The sequence below is a fragment of the Moorena sp. SIO1F2 genome, assembly GCF_010672755.1.
Lineage (GTDB): Bacteria > Cyanobacteriota > Cyanobacteriia > Cyanobacteriales > Coleofasciculaceae > Moorena.
On the sequence record NZ_JAAHFV010000331.1, the window covers coordinates 1 to 7143 of the forward strand.

At 41.5% G+C, this 7143-nt stretch carries 7 protein-coding genes and 1 pseudogene; 6 read left to right on the plus strand and 2 right to left on the minus strand.

Annotated elements, in window-relative coordinates; genetic code table 11:
• Positions 1 to 182: 182 nt before the first annotated feature.
• Positions 183 to 1065 (minus strand): annotated as a pseudogene (locus F6J94_RS27190) (IS630 family transposase).
• Positions 1066 to 1329: 264 nt separating this feature from the next.
• On the opposite strand from F6J94_RS27190, the gene F6J94_RS27195 reads away from it, so the two are divergent.
• From F6J94_RS27195 to F6J94_RS27210, 4 genes are all read left to right on the plus strand, one after another.
• Positions 1330 to 1557: a hypothetical protein gene (locus F6J94_RS27195; protein WP_293046006.1), complete on the plus strand. Its 228-nt coding sequence runs from the start codon at positions 1330 to 1332 to the stop codon at positions 1555 to 1557.
• Positions 1558 to 1608: 51 nt separating this feature from the next.
• A complete protein-coding gene (locus tag F6J94_RS27200; protein ID WP_293022062.1) occupies positions 1609 to 2028 on the plus strand; it encodes a transposase in 420 nt (139 codons plus the stop codon).
• 140 nt (positions 2029 to 2168) lie between these two features.
• Positions 2169 to 2468 carry a hypothetical protein gene (locus F6J94_RS27205; protein ID WP_293046009.1) on the plus strand — a complete coding sequence of 100 codons (300 nt, stop codon included), beginning with the start codon at positions 2169 to 2171 and terminating at the stop codon, positions 2466 to 2468.
• 168 nt (positions 2469 to 2636) lie between these two features.
• Positions 2637 to 3224: a Uma2 family endonuclease gene (locus F6J94_RS27210; RefSeq protein ID WP_293022066.1), complete on the plus strand. Its 588-nt coding sequence runs from the start codon at positions 2637 to 2639 to the stop codon at positions 3222 to 3224.
• A 237-nt stretch (positions 3225 to 3461) separates the two neighbouring features.
• Here the strand turns inward: F6J94_RS27210 and F6J94_RS27215 are convergent, their stop codons facing one another.
• Positions 3462 to 4028 carry a Uma2 family endonuclease gene (locus F6J94_RS27215; RefSeq protein WP_293046012.1) on the minus strand — a complete coding sequence of 189 codons (567 nt, stop codon included), beginning with the start codon at positions 4026 to 4028 and terminating at the stop codon, positions 3462 to 3464.
• An 844-nt stretch (positions 4029 to 4872) separates the two neighbouring features.
• Here F6J94_RS27215 and F6J94_RS27220 point away from each other — a divergent pair.
• Both F6J94_RS27220 and glyS read left to right on the plus strand, forming a co-directional pair.
• Positions 4873 to 5976, plus strand: coding sequence for a calcium-binding protein (locus tag F6J94_RS27220; RefSeq protein ID WP_293046015.1), 1104 nt, complete (start codon positions 4873 to 4875; stop codon positions 5974 to 5976).
• Positions 5977 to 6244: 268 nt separating this feature from the next.
• Positions 6245 to 7143, plus strand: an 899-nt coding sequence (gene glyS / locus F6J94_RS27225; protein WP_293046018.1) for a glycine--tRNA ligase subunit beta, incomplete at its 3' end; no start/stop codon positions are given.

Consider the following 7143-nt stretch of genomic DNA (forward strand, 5'->3'; position numbering starts at 1 on the left):
TGTAAGCCTGTCTTCATTTAAATGGGCTCCCTTTAACCTTTAAGTCTCTTCAAAAACTACTCCCTACTCCCTATTTTAAGATTTAACTTAGCTTACTAGTTACTGAAGAAGCCGTAATCGTTAATTTCACTTTTAAGGCATCCCTTAGAATTAAAATAAACCAACTTTCAAGAGTTATAGCACTACGCGCATACATTAGGACATTTTTTGAACGCTGCATCTACACATTCTCGTACAGTATCAAATTCAATAATTCTTTGTTTCATCCATGTTTTTAAAACAGCCCACCAATTCTCTATTTTATTCAAATCTGGTGAATAAGCTGGTAAATACCAAATTTCGCATCCGGCTTCTTCAACAATTTCTCTGATATATTCTCCTTTATGAAAACTGGCATTGTCAATAATAATAATATCTCCTGAATCTAAGTTAGGTATTAAACAGTGTATTAACCAATTTTCAAATAAATTTCTATTACATGAACCCTCAAAAGTTAAAGGAGCCAATAATTGGTTCTCTTTTAAGGCAGATAGCCAACTCACTCTTTCTGTTCTTTTTACCGACTTCAGAGCATAACATCTTTGTCCTTTAAGACTATAGCCATAGGGGTAATCCTCTCTATTATCGAATCCAGCTTCATCTACATAAACTTTTCTGGTGTTTTCTATTTCCTCCAGCTTTTTGATAAATTCTTCTCTTTTATGCTCATCTCGTTCTCGGTAACCATAAGTTTTTTTTTGCGCGTAAACCCCAGTTTTTTGATGGCATAACTAACATTTTGTTGTGTCACGTTATTTCCCCAAATTTCAGCCATCTGTTTTTGGGTTTTGTCACTATGTTCTTCGACAAATTTTCGAAATTTTTCTAGGTCGGTAATTTTGGGGACAGTTCCTACTCCTACAGGTTGACTAGCTTGATAGTCTCCTGTTTCTCTTTCTTTTTTTAGCCAGAGGTCAAAGGTATTTCTACTAATTTTAAAAAAACGGCTTACCTCTATTTTTTTTTTCCTCGTTTAACGGCTTCGATCGCTTTTGAACGCAAATCGTAACTATAGGGTGCAGGCATACTATTTACCTAACGGGGGGACAGAGCGGGTATAGCCATTGTGTAGCAAGGGATACAGCAGATGAAGGAAAAAAAAGATAGGTCAAATATAGTCATGCTGACCTATCTAGCAAAAATGATAGCGTGCGCCATACCAGAAAATCCTACAAAATAAGCTGCATCACACCAGGTATTTGTTACTAATCTTAGTCGTTGCCAGCCTACAATTGCTCAGACAGGTCAAACTAGAAGTGTTAGCTGAAGCGCTGCCGTTACCTATTTTATTTGAAAGTCGCCCTTCAGAAATTACGTCGGTTTTTGCGCATCAAACAGTTCAATATTGTTTCAATCTGGTTTCCCTGCGTAAGTGCTCTGGTAGAAGAGATGTTTAACCCGAACGATAGGATATATAAAGCGTATGACCGTACCAGTTGGGGGGTGATTAATATCTTGATGGTTAGCGTGATCTATGATCATCGTGCCTGGCCGATTTACACCGGAGTTGTTGGATAAAAAAGGCAGCAGTAACTTTGATGAGCAAACGGCTGTTTTGGCGCTTAAGTCTTGGGTTACTCTCCAACAAAGCGCGTAGTGGTGTTAGGAGACCGGGAATTTTGTTCACCCAAACTGGGCAACTGGCTGAGCTTCGAGGGTGCATACTTTTGTTTGAGACAGAAAAATAATACCCTTGTTTGGCAGGATACTGAGGTGGCTCGGGAGTTGAAAGACTATGGAGTTAAACCAGGAGTAAAACTATTTATTAATGACTGCCATGTGACGAAACAAAAAGGATTTGGGACGTTTAATATAGCCTGTAAGTGGAAGCGGACTTACCAGGGATTTAAGACGAAAGAACCCTGGTATATTTTGACTAACTTTGATGATGTTGAACCGGCTATTGTAGCTTACCAAAGACGATTCTCAATAGAGGAAGCGATGCAGCGCGGTCTTGGGGGTTTCCCCCGGAGACAAAACCTTAGATAGTGGAGCCTTTATAGTTAGCAGGTTATGCAGAAAAGGGTTAAATATTTTTTAATAAGGCGACCCTATCTTACGGTAAATTCAAACCATGAGCGACTGCATCAAGACAATGTTTCGAGATTTCAAGTCGGGAGGCTATAGTCTTGAAGGGTCGTTGGCTGAGTGGTGAGTATCTATCAAAACTGATGATTATTGTGGCGATTGCCTATACCAGTGCGATTCTCCAAGGGCGACACATTAAGCGAATGGGAATTCAAAAATATGTGGTCAGACCAGAAACCCAATCAAGTGGACAACGGCAACATAGCGGTGCGACCCAAGGGCGATTTACTCGCCCATTGGAAAGCGCACCGTCCGCTTTTTATGTTGGCCTACATCAGCATTCGTGGCTTGTCTTAAGGGGATTATGCCAAAAAATAGTGGACGAAATGCATGGAAATTAACCGTCGTTGGCTCAATTATTACAAGAAGGGTGAGCGGGCTATAGAGTTTGCACTGTGTACGTTATAAGCTTTATGTCCCCCTGTCAGACTATTTACAATTATTCTGATATTCATTATTCTATCATAGTATTGTCCTAACAGTAGCGCGTAGTGCTATAGACAGTTTTCATGAAAACTACCACTATCTCCTTACCCCCTACTCTAGAATTAAAACTGGACTTAACGGACGAACAATTCTGGCAACTGTGTCACGACAACAGCGACTTAAAATTTGAGCGCACTGCGACTGGAGAATTAATTATTATGTCACCTACAGGTAGCACCACAGGGGAACGAAATGCTGATCTAATTTATCAACTTAAAGCCTGGAGTCGCCAGAACAATCTGGGTAAAGTGTTTGACTCTAACACTGGGTTTACACTTCCCAATGGTGCAGACCGCTCTCCTGATGCGTCTTGGGTTCAGCAAGAGCGCTGGGATGCTTTAACCCCCGTTGAACAAGAAAGATTTGCCCCGATATGTCCCGATTTCGTAGTTGAGTTAATGTCTCCTAGCGATTCCCTCGAAAAAACCCGTGCCAAAATGCGAGAATACATGGAAAACGGGGCAAGACTTGGCTGGTTGATTAACCGAAAACAGCGAAAGACTGAAATTTATCGTCCCCATCAAGCTGTAGAAATTCTCAACAATCCTGATACTATGTCTGGGGAAGATGTTTTGCCAGGATTTGTGTTAGATCTTTCAACAATTTGGTAATTTGTAAATGGTATTTTGGGGTTTGTGTCTTCAGTAAATCATAAGCATTCATAAGCATTCAGCCATCAGCTGTCAGCCGTCAGCCATTCCCGTAGCGTGGCACAGGCTTTGGCCTTTGGCCACGCTGTGCGAACGACGTTGGGACGTAGCGTATAAGCTGTTCGCGTAGCGTGTGCGTAGCACATAAGCTGTTTGCGTAGCGTGGGCGTAGCGCATTAGCTGAATGCTTACCTTTAGCTAATTACCTGACATTTTCAGCCAACCAAAAATCCGATCTACTGTTAATTCTAGGTTAATATCCTCTAATACAGAAGGGTGATTGCTACCTAGTAACAATTCTGGTTGTTGACCCGGTCGAAACACTAAAATAGACCGATCAGCAGGATCAATTAACCAACCTAGCTGACAACCATGTTGTAAGCAATAGAGAATATTGCCAATTACCCGATTTGAACTCTGTTCTGGAGAGAGGATTTCAATTGTCCAATCGGGGTGCAATAAAAAATCATTGGGAACTTCCCCATCGGCATCAAAGGGAATTCGTGACCATTTGAAAACCGCTATATCAGGTACAATAGAGCCTATGCCAAAACTACAGCGCAACTCTGGGAAGGCATAAGCAATTTTCTGGCTTTCTGTGTTTTCGTTGATACTATTGCATAGCCTCAGCTGCAATCGACTATGCTTTCCTTTCGGCATTGGCTTTTGGACAATCTCGCCGTTGATGTATTCCCTAGCTGGCTTTGTTTCTGGGAGCTTCAGAAATTCTTCCAGGCTATGTGCTGGGGTGATTGTGACAGTCATGGCTCCTGAATTTTTGGGGAAATCTTTCTTTAGTTTAGCAGTATAGCATTTCTATTTGATTTGTTAACATACTTCCTTAAGGAAAGGCAAGAGGAATCCCCCCTAACCCCCCTTAGTAAGCAGGGCTTTTTCATTCTTTCTTTGGAATAAATTGTCAGGTCAATCGGGTGAAAGGGAGGTGGGGTGCTGGGGAGAGGGTTTTTTTAAGGTTAAAAATACCTATCACATTTTAGTCGGACGCAAGAAACAGCCCTGGGATTAGGGGGGATTCCTGTTCCCTAAAATCCCAAAATTGTATACCTCACCAAATTTAAAACCGCTATACAAGTAATCAAACCTATTGTGAATGACTCGATGCTGCTGGCTTTGGCAGTGTTACAATCCCTGAAATCTGTGAAGATGCCGCAGATAACTGATGGTATCTAGTTTATGGGCGTTACCTAGGTAACTGTGATTCCTTAATTTTCACTAAAACTTGAACAAGTTTAGTCTTAACTTTACGAATACTTTAAATAAAAGTATTTTTCTTTAAAAAAAGAATTGATAAATTGATAAATAGTCAAGTCAAGCAAAATATCAAAAACATTCAGGGTAAAAAAATAAGACACCTTAAGGTATTTGATTTTTTCAGGAATACTCCAAAATTTAAATGTTGATTTATAGGGGAAGCTACGAAAAAATTATCGATTTTACGAGTCTGATTTAGGGTGTATCAACTGGTGTATCAACTGGTGTATCAACTGGTGTATCAACTTATGATGCCTTGAGGTGAGCTTAGTCGAAATTTGTTTGTCTGCAATGACCTTTTTGTGTCAATCATTTATTCTACCAAAAACAAAATCTGATGACTAATATTTTGGGATTTGAGACTGGCAACTTCATAAATTGGAACACTATCGGCGATGCCAGCATTGAGACAGCGGCATTTGGCAGTATCCCTTCTCAGGGAAAATTTCAGGCTTTGATTACTAATGATGTCGGTTCTGTAAGTGATAGCGAAATTGAAAACTTCTTGGGGTTGAACCCAGGCACTATCGATGGTTTTGGCAATGGAGATGCCAAAGAAGGATCCGCTCTCACGCTAAAACCTATTACAGTCAAGGCTGGGGATGTTTTGAGCTTCGACTTTAACTTCCTCACTGATGAGCTTACTCCTGACTCCACCTTCAAGGATTTTGCCTTTGTCTCCATCACCCCAAACGTTTTATCTAACCTCGCAGATACAAATAGTTCATTTCTCCTGTCTCCTACAGGATTTCGTGAGGAAACAGACTACAATACCTTTACCTACAAATTCCCAACTGGTGGCACTTATATAGTAGGTATGGCAGTGGTGGATGTAGAAGATGAGTTATTGGAATCCGCGCTACTAGTGGATAACTTAAGAGTTGTCCCGAAAGATGAAGTAATTCTAGGCAAAAGCAACGGTGAAACTCTTTTCGGTACTACTGATAATGACACAATCTACGGTCAGGGTGGTAATGACAGAATCTTTGGCAGTGAGGGAGTAAACATTCTCTATGGTGGTGCTGGGGATGACTTGATTTTCGGCGGTTCCAATTCTGACACCATTTATGGCGGCACTGGTAATGACCAGATCTTCTCCTCCGGAGGCAATAACACAGTCTATGGGGGTATCGGTAATGACCTCATAGACACTGGCACTGGTAATGATTTAGTTGTTGGTGGCTTTGGCAACGATAGGATCAGGCTTGGGGGTGGTCAGGATATTGTTGTCCTAGAAGCACGCAAAGGAACTGATACTATCATTAACTTTAAGGCTGGTAAGACGTCGCTAGGTCTGTCTGGTGCCTTGACTTTCAGTAACTTGACGTTTAACCAAAGTAGTGATACTGTGGCTATCTCTGCTAACGGTGAAGTCTTAGCAGTTGTCAATAATGCACAAGTTGGCACTATTGCCAGCGCTAGCAACTTTGTGACGATTTAGCTAATCGGTTGTAGCTCTGAGTAAACCTGTTTTTTCTCTAGGGTTTGTAACTCAGGACTTTAGCAATAACTATACCGTTAGGGGCGCACGTCGTACGCCCCTACTACTGAAGATAAATCCAGAAGGGTGTTTGAGGTAAAGTTTGGCGACAGTCGTTGTAACTCTGGTTTTTTTGTGAAAACTATCATAACCAGGTCTAGAATCTCAAGAGGTACACTGGGGGAATTGGTAGTTAAAGATTATGGTTTTGATTAGTAATCAGTTCCCTATGTCTACATTTTTATTAGAAGTTGGTACAGAAGAATTACCCGCAGATTTTGTCGATAGTGCGATCGCACAGTGGCAATCGAGAATTCCCCAAACCCTAGATGAGTACTTTCTTACTCCAGAAGGAATTGAGATTTACGGCACCCCTCGCCGCTTAGCAGTTATCATCAAAGGATTACCTGAAAAGCAACCCGATCGAGAAGAAGAGGTTAAAGGACCACCAGCTAAGGCAGCGTTTAAAGATGGCCAACCTACTAAAGCAGCACTTGGGTTTGCCCGTAAACAGGGGGTAGAGGTAGATAATCTATTCCTCAGAGATACGGATAAAGGAGAATTTGTCTTTGTTCAGAAACAGATATCCGGTCGCCCCGCTACGGAAATTCTAACGGAACTGATTCCCCAATGGATATTTGGATTGGAAGGGAGACGGTTCATGCGCTGGGCGAATGGAGATTTAAAGTTTCCCCGTCCCATTCGCTGGCTAGTCACACTTTTAGATGATGTAGTGCTACCGGTAGAGTTAGATAATAATGCCGAGATTATAAAAAGCGATCGCATTTCCAGTGGTCATCGGATCTTGTCTCCCAAACCGGTAGAGATTCCCCAAGCTACAGATTATCAGTCCTGTTTGCGCAATGGTTATGTAGAGGTTAAGCCTGAAACACGTCGCGAGACAATCAAATCACAAGTAGAATCAGCGGCTAAACAGTTAGGTGGTTATACCCCTCTGTACCCTGAGTTATGGGAAGAAGTCACTAATTTAGTGGAATGGCCGACAGCAGTAGTGGGTAAATTTTCCTCAGAATTCTTGAATTTACCTCAAGAAGTGGTCACCACAGAGATGGTGTCTCACCAGCGCTACTTCCCAGTATTCAAAACCGAAGCAGCTACTGAACTTAT

Bases quoted from the DNA above. Each gene is read 5' to 3' on its own strand.
- F6J94_RS27220 (WP_293046015.1), top strand. From the start codon at position 4,873: ATGACTAATATTTTGGGATTTGAGACTGGCAACTTCATAAATTGGAAC.
- F6J94_RS27215 (WP_293046012.1), bottom strand. From the start codon at position 4,028: ATGACTGTCACAATCACCCCAGCACATAGCCTGGAAGAATTTCTGAAG.
- F6J94_RS27210 (WP_293022066.1), top strand. From the start codon at position 2,637: ATGAAAACTACCACTATCTCCTTACCCCCTACTCTAGAATTAAAACTG.